This window comes from Streptomyces sp. f51 (assembly GCF_037940415.1).
GTDB lineage: Bacteria > Actinomycetota > Actinomycetes > Streptomycetales > Streptomycetaceae > Streptomyces.
The window spans coordinates 1,080,487-1,097,348 of the sequence record NZ_CP149798.1; the positions used below are offsets into that span (position 1 = coordinate 1,080,487).

Below are 16,862 nucleotides of genomic sequence, written 5' to 3' on the forward strand. Positions count from 1 at the left end.
CGGCCTCGGCATGTCCCGCGCCCACAGAGACCTCACCGTGCACGGGAGGCAAGGCCATGGGCGACAAGGCGAACACACACCCCGGAGCCGCCGGCAGGGCTACGGCGGCCGACCACCCCGCGTCCGTACGGAATGTGGTGCTGGTCGGCCACAGCGGATCGGGCAAGACGACGTTGGTGGAGGCTCTCGCGCTGACGGCGGGAGCGGTGAACCGGGCGGGCCGCGTGGAGGACGGCGGCACCGTCTCGGACTACGACGAGATCGAGCACCGGCAGCAGCGCTCGGTGCAGCTCTCCCTGGCGCCCGTCGACTGGGACGGGCTGAAGATCAACCTTCTCGACACCCCCGGATACGCCGACTTCGTCGGTGAACTGAGGGCCGGTCTGCGAGCGGCGGACGCGGCCCTCTTCGTCGTCTCGGCCGCGGACGGGGTGGACGGCTCGACCCGGATGCTGTGGGAGGAGTGCGCGGCCGTCGGCATGCCCCGGGCGATCGTGGTCACCCACCTCGAATCGGCCCGGTCGGACTTCGAGGGGATGACCGCGCTCTGCGCGGAGGCGTTCGGCGGGGACGACCCCGACGCCGTACTGCCCCTCTACCTGCCGCTGCACGGCGCCGCGGCGCCCGACGGGCACACGCCCGTGACCGGCCTGATCGGACTGCTCACCCGGCAGCTGTTCGACTACTCCTCCGGCGAGCGCAAGGAGGCGGAACCGGGGCCCGAGCAGGAACGGCTCATCGAGACGGCCCGCAACCGGCTGATCGAGGGGATCATCGCCGAGAGCGAGGACGAGACCCTCATGGACCGCTATCTCGGCGGTGAGGAGATCGACCTCAAGACACTCGTGCAGGACCTCGAACGGGCCGTGGCCCGCGGGAGCTTCTTCCCGGTGCTGGCCGCCGCGCCCGCCGCCGAGGGCGCCCGGCAGGGGCTCGGCACGGTCGAGCTCCTCGAACTGATCGCCGGCGGCTTCCCGACCCCGCTGGAGCGCCCGGCGCCCAGCGTGACCACACCGGACGGCGCACCGCGCGAGGTGAAGACCTGCGACCCCGACGGGCCGCTGGTCGCGGAGGTCGTGAAGACCGCGTCCGACCCGTACGTGGGCCGGGTCTCCCTGGTCCGGGTCTTCTCCGGGACCCTGCGCCCCGACGCGACCGTGCACGTCTCCGGGCACGGACTGACCGACCGCGGACACGAGGACCACGACGTCGACGAGCGGATCGGCGCCCTGTCCGCGCCGTTCGGCAAGCAGCAGCGCCCCCTCACGCACTGCATCGCGGGCGACCTCGCCAGCGTGGCGAAACTGAACCGCGCCGAGACGGGAGACACCCTTTCGGCCAAGGACGACCCGCTGCTCATGGAGCCGTGGCAGATGCCCGACCCGCTGCTCCCCCTCGCCATCGAGGCCCACAGCAAGGCGGACGAGGACAAGCTCTCCCAGGGGCTCGGCCGGCTCGTGGCCGAGGACCCCACGATGCGTCTGGAGCAGAATCAGAACACCCATCAGGTCGTCCTGTGGTGCCTGGGCGAGGCGCACGCGGACGTCGCCCTGGAACGGCTGCGCAGCCGGTACGGCGTGCAGGTGGACGTGGTCCCGCACAAGGTCTCCCTGCGCGAGACGTTCGCCGGCCCCGCGACCGGACGCGGCCGCCATGTCAAACAGTCCGGCGGACACGGCCAGTTCGCGATCTGCGAGATCGAGGTCGAACCGCTGCCGAACGGCTCGGGCGTCGAGTTCGTGGACAAGGTCGTCGGCGGGGCCGTACCCCGGCAGTTCATCCCCTCGGTCGAGAAGGGCGTGCGGGCCCAGGCGGCCAAGGGCGTCGTCGCCGGCTATCCGCTCATCGACGTACGGGTGACGCTGACGGACGGCAAGGCGCACTCGGTCGACTCCTCCGACGCCGCCTTCCAGACGGCGGGCGCGCTCGCGCTGCGCGAGGCGGCCCGCGAGGCCACCATCCATCTCCTGGAGCCGGTGGCGGAGGTGACGGTCCTCGTCGGTGACGACTACGTGGGTCCGGTGATGAGCGACCTGTCGGGACGACGCGGCCGGGTGGTCGGCACCGAGCAGGCACCCGGCGGGCGCACGCTGGTACGCGCCGAGGTACCGGAGATCGAGATCGGCCGGTACGCCGTCGACCTGCGGTCCGTCTCGCACGGCACCGCGCGCTTCGACCGGCGCTACGCACGGCACGAACCGATGCCGCAGCACATCGCCGACCGGCTCCGCGAGCAGGACCCGGGTACCTGAGGGCCGGCCGCGCCGGGCGGTTCGGGCGGGATTCATCCGTCGGTGGGCGGCTTCGGCCGTCCGCCGACGAATGTCGGCCGCGGCCGATACTCTGAGTACTGATCAAGACGAAGACCTGATCAACAGGTGTGCGGGACACCGAAGTCGGGAAAGCCGCAGGAGCGGGTGCGGCGGCGATGGGGGCGGAAGTGGCGTTCGACGGTTTCGATTTCACTCCCGGGGCGCAGGTGCCGCTCACGGGTTCCGCGGGGCAGACGGCGGCGACGTTCGCCCTCGCCTCGGCGGCGTACCGCGACAGTCCGATGACGGAGATCCTCAAGGCCGACAACGAATGGCACCAGTCCACGGTGAAGGCCGGGCGGATCAAGCTGTTCGCGCCGAATCTCGGCGAGGCCTTCGCGGGCGCGGTCAACGCCCGCATGCTGGGCGCGGGCCGCGCCCCGCTCATCCAGTCCTTCGGCACCGAGCCGCAGGTCGTCGTGGAGCACTGTCTCGCGGCGACCAACATCCGCCGGGAGCGCGACAATTGGCTGTCGGCCGTCATGGTGCTGTGCGGGCTGCTGTTCCTGCCCGGACTGCTGGTGTGGCTGATGGTCTTCCAGATCCGTACGCAGATCTCCAAGCGGACGGACAAGCGGGGCTCCGCGCTCGGCACCACCCTGCTGTTCGCCGTCGGCGCGCTGGCCGTCCTGTTCCTGATCCGCATGCCGTTCACGGGCTTCTGGGCCTGGTACGCGCGTGCCGCGGTGGTCCTGCCCGTCGTCGGCTGGCTGTGGGCCAAGCAGATCTGCGAGCGCACCGCCAAGGATCTGCGCGCGCGCTGGGACAACCTGCTGTCGGGCGGCGGCATCGGCGCCAAGATTCCCGAGGCGGTCCCCGGCAGCCCCGGTGAGACGGCGGCGGAACAGCTGCGCCAGTCGCTCGCCCGGCTCACCGCGGAGCAGCAGTCCAACTCGGTCTTCTACGCGGGCCCCAAGGGCATACTGGGCATGGGAACGCGCTGGGGCAGCTGGCAGCTCGCCGAGGACCTGGTGCCGCTGGACGCGAAGAAGGAGATCCACCCGTTCCGCAGCTGGGACGTGATCCGCAACATCCACGACCAGCTGCGCATGCTGGAGCGCGGTCCGCTCAACACCGGTGGTTTTCCCGCGCCTTCGATAAAGCACTGGATCGTCACGCCGATCGGCGAGAAGGCGACGGCGGTGTCCCGGCCGGGCGGCACGGATGTGGACGCCTACACGATCAAGTCGCACGCGGTGCAGGACATCTGCAACAAGCAGCAGTTCGGCAGCGGGGACCGGCACTACCTCGGGGTCCAGTGGACGCTGTGGGACGGCCAGTTGATCATCACCATGATGATCACGGTGACCGTGCTGCACCAGACGCTGCGCATCGAGGTGACCGGGCACGCGCTGGGTCCGGTGAACCCGCTGTTCACCAGCAAGCCGGAGGCTCCCACCAAGGAGGTCGCGAAGACCGTCAAGTTCTGGGAGACCCGCAAGGTGAGCCTGCCGCTGGTCACCGCGGACGAGGTCGTACGGCTCGCGGCGCGGGCGCCCCTGACCTGGTATCCGCCGCTGCTGAACTGGGTCGGCGGGAGCCTGGGGCTGCCCGAGCCCTTCGGACTGCGGCACGCCTGGGCCGATCAGCCCTGGCGGCACCGCTTCATGGCGGACGACGCGCTGCGGGCCGCGACGCCCGTGCTGCGCGTGGTGCACTCCGCCGCGATCAAGGTCCTCGAGGAGAACGGCGTCGACACGGAGAAGTTCGGCAACCGCTCGGCGTTCCTCAGCACGGCGGTGCAGGATCCCTCGCCGCGCAAGGCCGACGTGTACGACGCCTGACCGCACGGCGGGGGACCGGACGGGGCGCCCGGCGGGGCGCCCCCGGCCCGGCTACGCGGTGGGCCAGGCCTCCGCCAGCATCTTGCGGGTGTCCGCGAGCAGCTGCGGCAGGACCTTGGTGTGGCCGACCACCGGCATGAAGTTGGTGTCGCCGCCCCAGCGGGGCACGATGTGCTGGTGCAGATGGGCGGCGATGCCGGCGCCCGCGACCGTTCCCTGGTTCATGCCGATGTTGAAGCCATGGGCGCCCGAGGCAGTGCGCAGGGCGGTCATGGCCTGCTTGGTCAGCTCACCGAGTTCGGCGGTCTCTGGCCCGGTGAGGTCCGTGTAGTCGGCGACGTGCCGGTAGGGCACGACCATCAGATGCCCGCCGTTGTACGGGTAGAGGTTGAGCACCGCGTACACGTGCTCCCCGCGCCTGACGATCAGCCCGTCCTCGTCGGACTTGGCCGGTATCGAGCAGAACGGACAACCGTCGTCGGCCCCCGGGCCGGTGGGCTTGTTCTCGCCCTGGATGTAAGCCATCCGGTGGGGCGTCCACAGGCGCTGGAACGCGTCCTGCGTCCCCACTCCGATCTGCTGCTCCGGCTCACTCGTCATGTGTTGCAGCATATTGCTTCGCCCGTTCGCGGCGTGTCGCCGGGTGCCGCACGAAGGAGCCTGCGGCCAAGCTGAGGCCATGGACGACGACAGCCCGCTGACCCGCTGGGAGCACCGCACCGAGGTACCTCTGGCGGTCGGGTCGCTGCTCTTCCTCGCCGCGTACGCGGTCCACGTCCTGGCACACCAGCTGCCCCAGGAGGGTCGCGACGTCTGTCTCTCCGTGATCGCGGCCACCTGGGCGGCGTTCCTCACCGACTATCTGGTGCGCTGGCGGCTGAGCGGACAGGGCCCGCGGTTCGTCCGGCGTCATCTGCTGGACACCGTGGTCCTCATCCTGCCGCTCATGCGGCCGCTGAGGGTCGTCAAGCTCTACGACGCCGTGCAGTACCGCCGCGGGGAGCCCCGTCTCCCGCTGTACGCGCGCGTGATCTTCTACGCGAGCCTGTCGGTCCTGCTGCTCGGCTTCTCGGGTGCCCTCGCCGTCTACCAGGCCGAGTACCGGGCGCCGCACGCGACGATCGTCACCTTCGGCGACTCCGTGTGGTGGGCCGCCTCCACCCTGGCCACGGTCGGGTACGGGGACGTGACTCCGGTGACGCCGAGGGGGCGGACGATCGCGGTCGCCATGATGGCGTGCGGTCTGGGGCTGCTGGGCGCCGTGACGGGGTCCTTCTCCTCGTGGCTGCTCCAGGTGTTCTCGCGCGAGGGCGACGAGAAGCCCCCGGGAAGCTGAGCTTCCCGGGGGCTTCGGGCCGTCGGCCGCCACTGCGCACCGGGCCGCGCGGTGAGCCGCGCGGACCGGGTCAGACCTGGGCGCGCTCCTCGACGACCTTCGCGATCTTGGCGATGGCCTCGTCGAGGGGGATGCCGTTCTCCTGCGAGCCGTCGCGGTAACGGAAGGAGACGGCGCCGGCCGTCATGTCCTCGTCGCCCGCGATGACCATGAAGGGCACCTTCTGCTTCTGCGCGTTGCGGATCTTCTTCTGCATCCGGTCCGAGGAGGCGTCGACCTCGACGCGCAGGCCCCTCTTCCTGGCCTCGGCGGCGAACTTCTGGAGGTACTCCACGTGCGCGTCGCCGATCGGGATGCCGATCGCCTGGACGGGCGCGAGCCACGCCGGGAACGCGCCCGCGTAGTGCTCCAGGAGCACGGCGAAGAAGCGCTCGATGGAACCGAAGAGCGCGCGGTGGATCATGACCGGGCGCTGCTTGGAGCCGTCGGGGCCGGTGTACTCCAGGTCGAAGCGCTCGGGCAGGTTGAAGTCGAGCTGCACGGTCGACATCTGCCAGGTGCGGCCGATGGCGTCCTTGGCCTGCACGGAGATCTTCGGGCCGTAGAAGGCGGCGCCGCCCGGGTCCGGGACCAGCGGGAGGCCCTGCTTCTCGGCGACCTGCCGCAGCGTCTCGGTGGCCTCCTCCCAGATCTCGTCCGAGCCGACGAACTTCTCCGGGTCCTTGGTGGACAGCTCCAGATAGAAGTCGGTGAGGCCGTAGTCGCGCAGCAGGTTCAGGACGAAGGTGAGCGTCTTGTCGAGCTCGTCCGCCATCTGCTCCTTGGTGCAGTAGATGTGCGCGTCGTCCTGGGTGAAGCCCCGGGCACGGGTGAGACCGTGCACGACGCCCGACTTCTCGTACCGGTACACGGTGCCGAACTCGAAGAGGCGCAGCGGCAGTTCGCGGTACGAGCGGCCGCGCGCGTCGAAGATCAGGTTGTGCATCGGGCAGTTCATGGGCTTGAGGTAGTAGTCCACGCCCTCGTCGAGCTGCATGGGCGGGTACATGCCGTCGGCGTACCAGTCCAGGTGGCCCGAGGTCTCGAAGAGCTTCCCCTTGGTGGCGTGCGGGGTGTAGACGAACTCGTAGCCCTCCTCCTCGTGCCGGCGGCGCGAGTAGTCCTCCATGACCCGGCGGATGATGCCGCCCTTGGGGTGGAAGACGGCGAGGCCGGAGCCGATCTGGTCCGGGATGGAGAACAGGTCCAGCTCGTTGCCCAGCTTGCGGTGGTCGCGCTTCTCGGCCTCGGCGAGGAAGTCCAGGTGCGCCTTCAGCTCCTCCTTGGAGGGCCAGGCGGTGCCGTAGATGCGCTGGAGCATCGGGTTCTTCTCGCTGCCGCGCCAGTACGCGGCGGCGTTGCGCATCAGCTTGAAGGCCGGGATGTTGCGGGTGGTGGGCAGGTGGGGACCGCGGCAGAGGTCCTTCCAGCACAGCTCGCCGGTCTTGGCGTCGAGGTTGTCGTAGATGGTCAGCTCGCCGCCGCCCACCTCGACGTCCGCGCCGTCGTCCGAGGACGCGGAGCCCTTGATGCCGATGAGCTCCAGCTTGTACGGCTCGGCCGCGAGCTCCTCGCGGGCGTCCTCGTCGGTGACGACGCGGCGGGAGAAGCGCTGGCCGCGCTTCTGGATCTCCTGCATCTTCTTCTCGACGGCCTTGAGGTCCTCGGGCGTGAAGGGCCTCTCGACGTCGAAGTCGTAGTAGAAGCCGTCCTTGACCGGCGGGCCGATGCCCAGCTTGGCCTCGGGGAAGAGCTCCTGCACAGCCTGGGCCATCACGTGCGCGGTGGAGTGGCGCAGGATGTTCAGGCCGTCCTCGGAGGAGATCTCGACGGGCTCGACCTCCTCGCCGTCCTTCACCTCGTACGCGAGGTCCTTCAGCTCGCCGGCCACGCGGGCCGCGATGACGGTGCGCTCGCCGGTGAACAGGTCGGCGGCCGTAGTGCCCGTCGTCACCACGCGCTCGTCCCGCTCGGAATCGCGTTGGATGATCACACGGACGTCTGACACCGGTCTCTCCTGACTGAAGGGGTCCCACACCACATACGGCATGGCGTGGCAATGCCCCGAATCCTACCGAGCCAGGGGTCCCCTCCGCGAAACGGTTGTGGACAGAGCGCCTCGGGCCCCGTGGCACGCGCCCGCGGCCGTGTTCCCCGCGCGGGCCGGACCCCCGCTCCCGCGCGGTTCAGTCCTCGCTGCACGCCTCCTCGAAGAAGTCCAGATTCTCCTGGAGCGACTTCATCAGCCGGTCCCGTTCGGCCTCGTCCACCTGGACGGGCACGACCCCGGTGGCGTCCGTGAGCCTGCGGAAGCCTCCGCGGCTCTCCAGACGGCCGTGCACCCGCACCGGCAGCCCGACCAGATGGGCCTGGCCCGCTATCCGGTACGCCTCCTCGTCCAGGGTCATCCGCACGTGCGGGACCTCGGCGCCCGCGATGACCCGCAGCCGTACCGTGCCCGCCCCGCGCGGCCCCGACCGGCGCATCCGGACCACGGCGCCCGTGAGCCGCACCGGCACGGACGGCTCCTCGCGCAGATAGCGGGCCCCGGCCTCGCGCAGCACGGCCAGGTCCCCGGGCGAGAACTCGACGGGCTCAGCGGGGTTCGCGCCGCCCTCGGGCACTCCCGCGGCGGGCGACCACTCGACGGTGATCCGGGCACCCTCGGTGCCGCGGACGAGGGCCACCAGGGCTTCCATGAGTTCATGGCTGACGCCCGCCTCCACGGCCGCGTCGAAGGCGTCCATGCCGCCGGTGGCCCGCTGGTAGTCGATGGCCTCGCGGGCGGCGCACAGCGCCTCGTGCAGACGTACGGCGAGCGGCCGGCCGCTGGTGACGGGCACGAACGCGGTCAGGCAGCGGCCTCCCGGTTCGGCGCCCACCAGGACGTTCTCCAGGGAGGCGGCGGCCGCCCTGCGGTGCCGGGCGCCGTAGTAGCCGGCACGCGCGCGTGCCGCGAGCGCGCCGGCGAGCAGCATCTGGCGGGCGGCCCCGCGCGTCTGCTCCTCGACGGTCCAGGGCGCCGCGCCCACGGGTCCGGTCGGTACGTCCCGCCACCAGCGGATCTCGTCGCTGGGCACGGCGAGGGCGACGAGGACGTCACGCGCGGACGGTGACGCGCTGCGGGAGAGCGCGACGAGCGCCTCGCCGAGGAGGTCGTCGCTGTCGGGGAAGGCCCGGTTCTCCGGCACCAGCAGGCTGGTGCCGCCGCCCCCGGGCCCGGGTGGGGTCCAGCGGCCGTACCGTCCGGCCGCTCCCCCGCGGCGCTGCCAGCCGTGCCGCCGCAGCAGCGCGCCGAGGACGGCCGGGTCCACCTGGTCGGGGGCCGGCGGATCGTTCCAGAAGGCTTCGGCGGGGTGCGGCCTGACCGGCCGGAGTACCTCGTCGATGGGGCGGTGTGTCATGGCCTGCCTCCCGTCCCGACCCGCGTCATGATCTCGCACAGGGCGCGGTCGTCGAAGATCCGGGCCGTCGGGATGCGGACGGTGGTCCGGCGCCGGCCCGTGATGGCGTGTCCGGCGAGATTGATCCAGTAGCAGCAGTGCCGCAGGTCGAGCCGGTCGTGGCTGGCGCGCAGCCAGTCGTCCTGGGATCTGGGCACGAGCATCACGACCAGAATCTTGTGCACCGAGACCGGGGTACGCGCGAGCTTCGCCAGGTGCTCGTTGTCGAGCGTGAAGGAGAAGGCGGGCCCCGGGGGGTTGGGCGGGATCTGGTACGTGCACTTGAGCTGCACCTTGATGGTGACTTCGTCGTCGACCGTGTGCCCGGGGGCGCTGTGGCTGACGTGCCAGTCGATGCCGTTGTCGGGAAACGGCTGGGACAGCGAACAGCCCGCGGCCGCCGCGACGGCGTGCAAGTAGCCCACCTGCAAGGTCTCCATGCAGGCGGTGGTGGCGAGTGAGCCGCGATGGGGTGCCGTCCGCTGGGGCAGCAGCCCGCCCCGTTCGGGCTGCGCGAGTGCCATGAGTCCAACAGCCTTCCAGGCTTGATGTATCCCCGCGACGGGTCGCTGAACTGCAAAGACCCGTACCTCTGTTGTCTCCTTCCGGCGTACGGCGCAAACAGCCCGGGTATCACCAAACAGGCAGAAGACGGTGCGTCAGCTGCCGCGGGTGAACGAGGAGTTGTGTACGTATGACGTGCTGGTACGAGGGCCCTTTGGCCGCGTTCGACACGGAGACCACGGGCGTGGACGTCGAGACCGACAGGATCGTCTCGGCCGCCGTCGTGGTCCAGGATGCACCGGGTGCCCGTCCGCGGGTGACCCGGTGGCTGGTGAACCCGGGAGTGCCGGTGCCCGCGGGGGCGACGGCGGTGCACGGGCTCACGGACGAACATCTTCAGCGCAACGGCCGCTGGCCGTCGCCCGTGATGGAGGAGATAGCCCGGGAGCTGAGCGAGCAGGCGGCGGCGGGGCGGCCGCTGGTGGTGATGAACGCCCCGTTCGATCTGACGCTGCTGGACCGGGAGTTGCGCAGGCATCGCGCCTCGTCGCTCGACCGGTGGTTCGAGTCGGCGTCGCTGCGGGTGCTCGATCCGCGCGTCCTCGACAAGCATCTGGACCGCTACCGCAAGGGCCGCCGCACGCTGACCGATCTGTGCGCGCACTACGAGGTGGCGCTGGAGGGCGCGCACGACGCGGCGGCCGACGCGCTGGCCTCGATGGAGGTCGTCCGTGCGGTGGGGCGCCGTTTCTCGGCCCGTCTGGAGCGTCTGTCGCCGTCCGAGCTGCACACGCTCCAGGCGGTGTGGCACGCGGCACAGGCGCGCGGGCTCCAGGCCTGGTTCGCGCGCAGCGGTACCCCGGAGGCGGTGGATCCGGCGTGGCCGCTGCGCCCGGAGCTGTCGGCGGCGGCCTGACCGGGCGCGATGCCGGTGAGAACAACGAAAAACCGGTCCGTCGGTGACGGACCGGTCTTCTCCGGGTGGGCGATACTGGGTTCGAACCAGTGACCTCTTCGGTGTGAACGAAGCGCTCTCCCACTGAGCTAATCGCCCGGGAACGGACTGAACAATACAGGTCCCGGCGGGTGGGGTTCAAACCGCTTGGAGCCTGGCCCTCAGTCCGCGCCGTCCCGCGCGCATCATCAGGGCGTGGTTGGCGCGGAAGAAGGGGCGCCCCGGCACCGCCAGCCGCCGCAGCAGGGGCGTGGTGACGTGCACTTCCTGGTCGTAGCGGGCGCGGGTTCCGGGGCCGGCCGCGGTGAGGGTCCAGCGTGCCCAGCCGTCGAGATCGCCTGACATCCGCATCTCCAGGACACCGGCCCCGGGGTCACGGCGCGCCTCGTGGGCGGTGATGGAGATGTCGTACGGCAGGACGGAACGGATCCGGATGACGGCGGTGCGTTCGTCGACGGGGGTCACCTCGCGCACCTGGGGCCACCAGCTCGGATAGGTCTCCGCCCGCTCCAGGGCCGCGTAGACGTCCGCCGGCGGCGCGGGCAGCTCCCACACGGCACGGAAGCGGTAATGGGTCCAGTCCATGGGCCGAGTGTGCCCACGGAGGCGGGGGAGCGGAAGTACCGGCCGCGCGCGTGCGCCGATCTGAGTACGGCGTGAGTACGTGCGCTCATGTCCGGGGCCGTGACCCGGACCACACTCCGAGGCATGACCCAGATCCCATCCCCGGCCGAGGAGTTGCGGCTCCTGGACACCGAGTTGCGGCAACTCGACGCGCGCCGGGCCGTATTGCTGACCCGCCGCGCCTGGCTCCTCCACGCGCTCCAGCCCGTGACGGTACGGACGGCGCCCCCGATGCCCGGGAACCGGCGCCCCGAGACCACCGCCCCCGGCGTGCAGAACGTGCTCCTGCTCCTCGGCGGCATCCTGCTGGCCGTCGCCGCCGTCGCGTTCACGCTGGTCGGCTGGGGGCAGCTGGGGATCACGGGCCGGTCGCTGGTGCTGGGCGCGGTGACTCTGGCCGCGCTCGGCGCACCCGTGCCCCTGCTGCGCCGCGGGCTGCGCTCGACGGCCGAGGCGCTGGCGGGGACGGGCCTGGTGCTGACGGTCCTGGACGCGTACGCGCTCTACGCGGTCGCGCTCCCCCGCACGGACGGCGCCGGCTACGCGGCGCTCGCCTCGACGGCGCTGGCCGCGATCTGGGCGGCGTACGGACTCGCGCTGGGCACGCCGCTCCGGACGGCGGGCCCCGGTGCGCGTCCCTCGCTGCGGCTGCCCCTGCCCGCCGCCGTGGCCGCCGCGCAGCCGCCGCTGGTCCTGTGGGCGGTGGCGGCCTCCGCGGGCGCGTACGCCGTCACGGTCGCCCTGCTGCTCACGGCGGCGCTGGACCTGGCGCTCGCGCTGCTCCCGCGCGGCCGGTCCGTCCGTACCGTCGCGGCCGTCGGGGCCTACGGCCTGGGCGCGTGGGGCACCTTCGCCGCCGGCTGTCTGTCCTGGGCGTCCACCGGCCCGGGCTCGGCCGCCCGTGCGGCGGCGCTCCTCCTCCTGGCCGCGTCGATCGCGCTGACGGCGGCGTGGAGTGCTCCGAAGCCGGGCCTCACGACGGCCACCGCGACGGGTCTCGCGACCGCCGGGGGACTCGTCGGCGTCGGGGCGATCGGCGGGGTGCTGCGCGTGTCCCTGCCGGCCGAGTGGACGGTTCCCGGTCAACTGGCGTGCGGTATCGCGCTCCTGGCCGTCGCCGGAACGCGCGTTCCGGCTCGGGTGCGTAGCGGGCTGGCCCTGGCCGCGGGCTGCGTCGGGGCCCTTGCCCTGGCATGGGCCCTGCCCGTGGTGGTGATCTCCCTGCTGGGTCCGGCGGGCCGGCTGGGTTCCGTCTGGTCCGGCGCTCCGTCGAACGCGCGGGACGCGGTGACCGGCTCCCTGCCCTGGCCCGTGGACGCGGTCACGGCACCGCTCGTGCTCGCCCTCGTCGCCGCGGCCCTGGTGGTGGCCGTCCGCCCCGCGGCCTGGCGTCCGCACGCCCTGGCCGGAGCGCTGACCCTGGCGTGGGCGACGGTGTTCGTCCTCCCGGCGACCCTCGAACTCCCCTACGCGGCCGCGCTGTCCGTCCAGGGACTCACCACGGCGGCCCTGCTCGGCCACGCCCGCCGCACCGCCTCCCCACTCCCCTCCCACGTACTGGCCCTGCTCACCTCCCTCAGCCTCGCGTTCCTCGCGCTGGCCTCCGAGGGCGCGACCCTGACCGTCCTCGCCGCACTGACCGCCCTGTTCGCCGCGGTCGCCGCGCGCCCCGGCACCGGCCCCCTCGCGGCACCCGCGGCACTCGGATACGCGACGGCCCTCGCCTGCGCCGTGGGCGCCTCCCTCGGTCTCCAGCCGCAGCACACCGCGCTGCTCGTGCTGGTGGTGCCCGTCACGGCCGCGCTGCTCGCGGCACGCGCCGAGGGCCGGGCGACGACCCTGTCCATCGAGATCACCGGCGCCCTCGCCGGGCTGCTCGCCATCGCGCTCACCGTGTCCGAACCGCCCCTGCTGGCCACGGTCCTGGCCCTGTGCGGACTGATCGCCGCGGCCACGGCGGTACGGGAGGACCGGCGCCCCGTCCAGTACGCGGCCGTCGCCCTGTTCGTCCTGGCCTCCTGGGTGCGGCTGGCCTCCTGGGGCGTCGGCTCCCCCGAGGCGTACACGCTGCCGGTGACCGTTGCGGCACTCGTCCTGGGCGCGTACAGGCGCCGTTCGGACACCACGGTGTCGTCGTGGACGGCGTACGCACCCGGCCTGTCCGTGACCCTCGTGCCGAGCCTGTCGGTGGCATGGGGCGAAGGACAGTGGCAGCGTCCGCTGCTGCTGGGAGCGGCGGCGCTCGCCGTCACCCTGCTGGGCGCCAGGCACCGGCTCCAGGCTCCGCTGGTCCTGGGCGGCGCCACGCTCGTCCTGGTCGCCCTGCACGAACTCGCCCCGTACATCGTGCAGATCGTCGACGCGCTCCCCCGCTGGACGCCTCCCGCGCTCGCCGGTCTGCTGCTGCTCGCGCTGGGCGCCACCTATGAGCAGCGGATCCGCGACGCACGACGGGTACGGGAGGTCCTGGGGCGGATGGACTGAGGGGCGAATGGCTCCGGGAGAGCGGGAGGGTGCCGAAGCCGATGTCGCACCCGCCGCATAAACGGCGGCCCGCGAAGGAGTCCCCGCTCCTATTCCGTACGGCCCTCGGCTCCGCCACTCCGTCAGATCGGCCTCGACGAAACCGAGTCCGCCCTTCGGGAGGAATGCCTTGCGGTTCCGCCGTTCTGCCTGTTGAGTACGGTGAGGCACTCCTCCCGGATCCGGCCCCGCCACGGCCCCGCCGCCCGTCTCCTCGAACACCTTCTCGCCGACGGTATGTGACATGGTGTCGGATCCGGTGACGGAAATTCCGAACCGCTTTCCGCCGACCCGGCCGACGTTCCCGAGTCCTGCGCGGGTGATTTTCGGATGCGTATTTCCGGGGCCTATCCGGGACTTACGGTCGACCGGCACCTCGCTTGTCGTACTTCCGCAGAAATCCGACGGCGTTCTCGAATACGTCCGGGGGATTTCCGCCCGCACCCATAATCCCGGAAGTCCGGCCCCGCGCCGATCTTCGGCGTAACGGATCGCCACCGTCCGTTCCCGGCACCGCTCCCACCCCCGGGACGCCGGAAACCGCCCGCCGGGACGGCCGAAAATGTACTGCCGCAAGGGGGCTGACGGGGCGTCGGCCCGGCCGGGGGAAACAGAGCGTAAGGGATGGGCGCCGGCACCGGGTGGGGGACGCCCCCGGGGACGGGACCTGCCCCGGAGCCCCGCTCCCGTCACAGCCTTCTTTCGCCCCCTCCGCCCCTGCCCTTCCCGCCCCTGGGGCTCCGCCCGGACCCCGCACCTCGAACGCCCAAGGGGCTGAAAATCACACCCGCGGCCGGGATACGGCGCGAGGGGCCGGGCCGGTGCATCGGTCGCCCCGGGCCGGACGGATCGGGAGTCGCCCGCGCTCGCAGGTACCGGAGCAGCGAAAACGGCTCCGGTCCACGATGACGTGGGCCGGAGCCGTCTTTCCTACGTGTGGGCGATACTGGGTTCGAACCAGTGACCTCTTCGGTGTGAACGAAGCGCTCTCCCGCTGAGCTAATCGCCCGGGCGCAGGAAGAACATTACCCCATGTCAGGGGATGACCTCGACCACCCCGGACAGCCCGGACGGGCCCCGCGGGGACCACCTCACTGCGAGATGTTCCACGGCATCACGAAGCCGAACTTCCAGAGATACACCCCCACCAGAACGGCCACGATCACGAGCCCGGCCGTCGTCAGCGCGATGTTGCGGCGCCGGACCTTCGGATCGAGCGCCCGCTGCGTCGCCTCCGTGACCTTGCGCTTCGTCCAGCGGAGCACCAACTGGGCCCAGACGAACTCGGTCGCCCAGATCGCCATGCCGCCGAAGATCACCAGCCAGCCGGGCCCCGGCAGCGGAAGCATGATCACTCCCGCGACGACCACGGCGAGCCCCACGACGAAAACGCCCACCTGCCAGCTCACGTGCAGCGCACGGCGCGCCTTGACGAATTGGGGCGCACGCGAACCGAGCGCTCGCTCATTGTTCGCCCCGTCGCCCGCCGTGGCGACCTCGCCCGCCTCGTCACTCCCCGTATTCATACGACCAAACCCTACCCGAGAGAAACCAGTCACCGGAATGGCCCTATCCGGAGATCATCCCCTCGGCCGGATGAGTTACATAAAGACATGCAAAACCCTCAGAGGGGTTTACAACGGCACCGTAGGTGGCATGTCGATTTCGCCGACGTGCGAATCCCCGAGCGCACACTGAGCGAAAGGCCCTGGCGCTTATGAACACCACGGTCAGCTGCGAGCTGCACCTGCGCCTCGTTGTGTCGAGCGAGTCCTCACTGCCTGTACCCGCAGGACTGCGGTATGACACGGCCGATCCCTATGCCGTGCACGCCACCTTCCACACCGGAGCCGAGGAAACCGTCGAGTGGGTGTTCGCCCGCGACCTCCTCGCCGAGGGCCTGCACCGGCCCACCGGTACCGGCGACGTCCGAGTCTGGCCGTCCCGAAGCCACGGCCAGGGCGTCGTCTGCATCGCCCTGAGCTCTCCGGAGGGTGAAGCCCTGCTCGAAGCCCCTGCGAGGGCCCTGGAGTCATTCCTGAAGCGAACGGACGCAGCCGTGCCACCCGGCACGGAACACCGGCACTTCGATCTCGACACGGAGCTCTCACACATCCTGGCCGAGAGCTGACGCGTCACGACAGAGCCGCCCGGCGCCGTCCACTCGGGGAGACGGCTCGGGCTCAGACAACCGCATAGGGAAGCGTCGGCGCCGGTGTCGCGGAGGTTCGCGATGCCGGCGCCGACGCGCGCCGACCATGCCCACCAGGCCCTCCGCCTCGACCGCGCCCGTCGCGTCGATCACCACGCTCCGCAGCCCACCGCGCACCGCCCCCTCCCGCTCGACCCCGCGCCCGCCCCGCCCGCCCCCGGAGCCACTCCCGGTGCCGGCTCGGGCTCCGGCGACCCCGCGCCCGTCTCCGCCGCGCCGGGAAGCCACTACCATCGGCCAGCATCGGGCGGGCGCCCTCGCCCGACCCCCAGGCCAGGGAGCGAAACGTGCTGATCACCCACGACACCCGGTGCGCACTCGACGCCGTGGTGGATCTGGTGAACACCGCGCCGGAGGACGGGACGGCGGACGGGCTCGCCGATGTGCCGTCCCTCGCAGACTTCGTACGAAAGCACGACATCAGCGATGTCGGGGTGCTGTCGGAGCGCGATCTCGCGGCCGTACGGAACGTCCGCGGCCTGTTCGCGGGGATCTTCGCCGCGGAGGAACCGCGTGTCGCGGCCTCACTGATCAACGAACTGGTCGCGGCCGCCGGAACGACCCCCCGGCTGACGGACCACGACGGCTACGACTGGCACGTCCACTACTTCGCTCCGGGCGCCTCGGTCGCCGACCATCTCGCGGCCGACTGCGGGATGGCGCTGGCCTTCTTCGTGGTCGCCGGGGAGCAGGACCGGCTGCGGCGCTGCGAGGCCCCGGACTGCCGGCGCGCCTTCGTGGATCTCTCCCGCAACCGCTCCCGCCGCTACTGCGACAGCCGCACCTGCGGGAACCGGCTGCACGTGGCCGCCTACCGGGCCCGCCGCAAGGAAGCCGCGGGCTAGCTCGTGAGGAGACGCCGGACGAGCCCCGGCGGGCCGTGCGGTCACGGCCGGGCTGACGGAGCCCTCGGCGGGTGACGCCAGGGGCTCCGTGTACAGCTCAGAGCAGCAGCAGGTCGTGCAGCGAAGCCATGAGCAGCAGACAGCCGATCACCGCAAGGAAGATCATCAGCGGCGGCTGGGAGAGCGCGAAGAGACAACCGCGCCGCTCCTCGGGCGGAGCAGCGGTGTCGCTCGTTGTTGTGTCCAGCATCTCGCGGGCGATGATGACGCAGAGGGCACGCGCTC

Annotated in this window: 14 protein-coding genes and 2 tRNA genes; 7 read left to right on the forward strand and 9 right to left on the reverse strand. The window is 71.5% G+C overall.

Annotation, left to right across the window (positions count from 1 at the left end):
- Positions 1 to 56: 56 nt before the first annotated feature.
- A complete protein-coding gene (locus tag WJM95_RS04810; protein WP_339128209.1) occupies positions 57 to 2,252 on the forward strand; it encodes an elongation factor G-like protein EF-G2 in 2,196 nt (731 codons plus the stop codon).
- A 176-nt stretch (positions 2,253 to 2,428) separates the two neighbouring features.
- Complete coding sequence (locus WJM95_RS04815) at positions 2,429 to 4,096, forward strand: hypothetical protein (protein ID WP_339128210.1); 1,668 nt, start codon at positions 2,429 to 2,431, stop codon at positions 4,094 to 4,096.
- 51 nt (positions 4,097 to 4,147) lie between these two features.
- On the opposite strand, the gene WJM95_RS04820 is transcribed toward WJM95_RS04815, so the two are convergent.
- On the reverse strand, positions 4,148 to 4,708 hold the full coding sequence (locus WJM95_RS04820) for an HIT domain-containing protein (RefSeq protein WP_103547824.1): 561 nt from the start codon (positions 4,706 to 4,708) through the stop codon (positions 4,148 to 4,150).
- A gap of 67 nt (positions 4,709 to 4,775) precedes the next feature.
- Between WJM95_RS04820 and WJM95_RS04825 the strand changes: the two genes are divergently transcribed.
- The gene (locus WJM95_RS04825) at positions 4,776 to 5,432 is read left to right on the forward strand and encodes an ion channel (protein ID WP_339128211.1); all 657 of its coding nucleotides are present in this window, start codon (positions 4,776 to 4,778) and stop codon (positions 5,430 to 5,432) included.
- 70 nt (positions 5,433 to 5,502) lie between these two features.
- On the opposite strand, the gene thrS is transcribed toward WJM95_RS04825, so the two are convergent.
- The 3 genes from thrS to WJM95_RS04840 all read right to left on the reverse strand — a co-directional run bounded on the left by thrS (position 5,503) and on the right by WJM95_RS04840 (position 9,438).
- Positions 5,503 to 7,479 carry a threonine--tRNA ligase gene (thrS, locus tag WJM95_RS04830; RefSeq protein ID WP_339128212.1) on the reverse strand — a complete coding sequence of 659 codons (1,977 nt, stop codon included), beginning with the start codon at positions 7,477 to 7,479 and terminating at the stop codon, positions 5,503 to 5,505.
- 178 nt (positions 7,480 to 7,657) lie between these two features.
- Positions 7,658 to 8,875, reverse strand: coding sequence for a hypothetical protein (locus WJM95_RS04835; RefSeq protein WP_339128213.1), 1,218 nt, complete (start codon positions 8,873 to 8,875; stop codon positions 7,658 to 7,660).
- Positions 8,872 to 9,438 (reverse strand): DUF4365 domain-containing protein, encoded by a 567-nt coding sequence (locus WJM95_RS04840; protein ID WP_037621207.1) that lies wholly within the window; start codon positions 9,436 to 9,438, stop codon positions 8,872 to 8,874. The genes WJM95_RS04835 and WJM95_RS04840 overlap by 4 nt, the downstream gene beginning before the upstream one ends.
- A 170-nt stretch (positions 9,439 to 9,608) precedes the next feature.
- Here WJM95_RS04840 and WJM95_RS04845 point away from each other — a divergent pair, with 170 nt between their 5' ends.
- Complete coding sequence (locus tag WJM95_RS04845) at positions 9,609 to 10,334, forward strand: 3'-5' exonuclease (protein WP_339128214.1); 726 nt, start codon at positions 9,609 to 9,611, stop codon at positions 10,332 to 10,334.
- A gap of 66 nt (positions 10,335 to 10,400) precedes the next feature.
- On the opposite strand, the gene WJM95_RS04850 is transcribed toward WJM95_RS04845, so the two are convergent.
- Positions 10,401 to 10,472 (reverse strand) — tRNA-Val (locus WJM95_RS04850).
- Positions 10,473 to 10,511: 39 nt separating this feature from the next.
- Positions 10,512 to 10,958 (reverse strand): SRPBCC family protein, encoded by a 447-nt coding sequence (locus tag WJM95_RS04855; protein ID WP_339135357.1) that lies wholly within the window; start codon positions 10,956 to 10,958, stop codon positions 10,512 to 10,514.
- Positions 10,959 to 11,045: 87 nt separating this feature from the next.
- On the opposite strand from WJM95_RS04855, the gene WJM95_RS04860 reads away from it, so the two are divergent.
- On the forward strand, positions 11,046 to 13,481 hold the full coding sequence (locus WJM95_RS04860) for a hypothetical protein (protein ID WP_339128215.1): 2,436 nt from the start codon (positions 11,046 to 11,048) through the stop codon (positions 13,479 to 13,481).
- 976 nt (positions 13,482 to 14,457) lie between these two features.
- On the opposite strand, the gene WJM95_RS04865 is transcribed toward WJM95_RS04860, so the two are convergent.
- Positions 14,458 to 14,529: transfer RNA gene (locus WJM95_RS04865), tRNA-Val, on the reverse strand.
- A gap of 82 nt (positions 14,530 to 14,611) precedes the next feature.
- Positions 14,612 to 15,046 (reverse strand): TIGR02611 family protein, encoded by a 435-nt coding sequence (locus tag WJM95_RS04870; RefSeq protein ID WP_339128216.1) that lies wholly within the window; start codon positions 15,044 to 15,046, stop codon positions 14,612 to 14,614.
- A gap of 191 nt (positions 15,047 to 15,237) precedes the next feature.
- On the opposite strand from WJM95_RS04870, the gene WJM95_RS04875 reads away from it, so the two are divergent.
- Together WJM95_RS04875 and WJM95_RS04880 are read left to right on the forward strand one after the other, a co-directional pair.
- A complete protein-coding gene (locus WJM95_RS04875; RefSeq protein WP_003959770.1) occupies positions 15,238 to 15,651 on the forward strand; it encodes an SsgA family sporulation/cell division regulator in 414 nt (137 codons plus the stop codon).
- A gap of 368 nt (positions 15,652 to 16,019) precedes the next feature.
- Positions 16,020 to 16,577: a CGNR zinc finger domain-containing protein gene (locus tag WJM95_RS04880; RefSeq protein WP_339128217.1), complete on the forward strand. Its 558-nt coding sequence runs from the start codon at positions 16,020 to 16,022 to the stop codon at positions 16,575 to 16,577.
- A 97-nt stretch (positions 16,578 to 16,674) separates the two neighbouring features.
- Here WJM95_RS04880 and WJM95_RS04885 read toward each other — a convergent pair whose 3' ends face one another.
- Positions 16,675 to 16,827: a hypothetical protein gene (locus tag WJM95_RS04885; protein ID WP_167455603.1), complete on the reverse strand. Its 153-nt coding sequence runs from the start codon at positions 16,825 to 16,827 to the stop codon at positions 16,675 to 16,677.
- Positions 16,828 to 16,862 lie beyond the last annotated feature (35 nt).

Coding starts and splice junctions, on each gene's coding strand:
- WJM95_RS04810 (WP_339128209.1), top strand. CDS start 57: ATGGGCGACAAGGCGAACACACACCCCGGAGCCGCCGGCAGGGCTACG.
- WJM95_RS04815 (WP_339128210.1), top strand. CDS start 2,429: ATGGGGGCGGAAGTGGCGTTCGACGGTTTCGATTTCACTCCCGGGGCG.
- WJM95_RS04820 (WP_103547824.1), bottom strand. CDS start 4,708: ATGCTGCAACACATGACGAGTGAGCCGGAGCAGCAGATCGGAGTGGGG.
- WJM95_RS04825 (WP_339128211.1), top strand. CDS start 4,776: ATGGACGACGACAGCCCGCTGACCCGCTGGGAGCACCGCACCGAGGTA.
- WJM95_RS04835 (WP_339128213.1), bottom strand. CDS start 8,875: ATGACACACCGCCCCATCGACGAGGTACTCCGGCCGGTCAGGCCGCAC.
- WJM95_RS04840 (WP_037621207.1), bottom strand. CDS start 9,438: ATGGCACTCGCGCAGCCCGAACGGGGCGGGCTGCTGCCCCAGCGGACG.
- WJM95_RS04845 (WP_339128214.1), top strand. CDS start 9,609: ATGACGTGCTGGTACGAGGGCCCTTTGGCCGCGTTCGACACGGAGACC.
- WJM95_RS04855 (WP_339135357.1), bottom strand. CDS start 10,958: ATGGACTGGACCCATTACCGCTTCCGTGCCGTGTGGGAGCTGCCCGCG.
- WJM95_RS04860 (WP_339128215.1), top strand. CDS start 11,046: ATGTCCGGGGCCGTGACCCGGACCACACTCCGAGGCATGACCCAGATC.
- WJM95_RS04870 (WP_339128216.1), bottom strand. CDS start 15,046: ATGAATACGGGGAGTGACGAGGCGGGCGAGGTCGCCACGGCGGGCGAC.
- WJM95_RS04875 (WP_003959770.1), top strand. CDS start 15,238: ATGAACACCACGGTCAGCTGCGAGCTGCACCTGCGCCTCGTTGTGTCG.
- WJM95_RS04885 (WP_167455603.1), bottom strand. CDS start 16,827: ATGCTGGACACAACAACGAGCGACACCGCTGCTCCGCCCGAGGAGCGG.